Here is a 690-nt window from a genome sequence, read left to right as displayed (position 1 = left end):
CCTTCCCACACCCCGCGCCCGCGCATCGGACTTCAGCGCCGGGTCCTCGTCGGCCCCACGCCCTCCTGCGCCCCGCGCGCCGCGCGTGCTGCGGACTCTGGGCTGGCTGCTGATCGCCCTGGTGGCCCTGCTGCTGGCGGCCAGCGCGCTGCTGTGGTGGTGGGCGGGCAGCGGCACATCACTGGCCACCACGCTGGCCCGCGCGGCGCAATACCTGCCCGCCAACCAGCAACTGGAAAGCCGGGAGGTCAGTGGCTCGCTGCGCAGCGGCGGGCGCATTGGCTGGCTGCGCTGGAGCAGCCCCACCCTGGTGGTGGAAGTGACTGACATCCGCCTGGGCTGGCAGCTGGCCCCCTTGCTGCAGCGCCGCCTGGAGCTGGGCGAGGTGCATGCCGCCCGCGTATTGATCACGCCCCAGCCACGCCCCGCCGACACGCCCGAGCCACCGCCCACGCCCCTCACCGACCTGGTGCTGCCGCTGCAGCTGGGCGTGCCGTTCCGGGTAGACCAGCTGCTGTGGGCCGGCCCCCCCGCCGTGGAGGCCCAGGGCCTGGTGGGCGACTACCGGTTTGATGGCCGCCAGCACCGCCTGAACATCGGCGCGGTAGAACTGGCCCAGGGCCAGTACAGCGCACGCGCCACGCTGGACGCACAAGCCCCCATGGCGCTGGATGCCACCGTGGACGGCAC

Annotated in this window: 1 pseudogene; it reads left to right on the top strand. The window is 73.8% G+C overall.

The features are described 5' to 3' along the window. A pseudogene (locus DBR23_RS24560) lies at positions 1-690 on the top strand (DUF490 domain-containing protein); the annotation flags it as partial.

It is taken from the genome of Acidovorax sp. HMWF018, from assembly GCF_003061035.1.
Taxonomy (GTDB): domain Bacteria; phylum Pseudomonadota; class Gammaproteobacteria; order Burkholderiales; family Burkholderiaceae_C; genus Acidovorax; species Acidovorax delafieldii.
The sequence above is the reverse complement of the archived record's forward strand: the minus strand, read 5'-3'. Positions and strand labels throughout refer to the sequence as shown.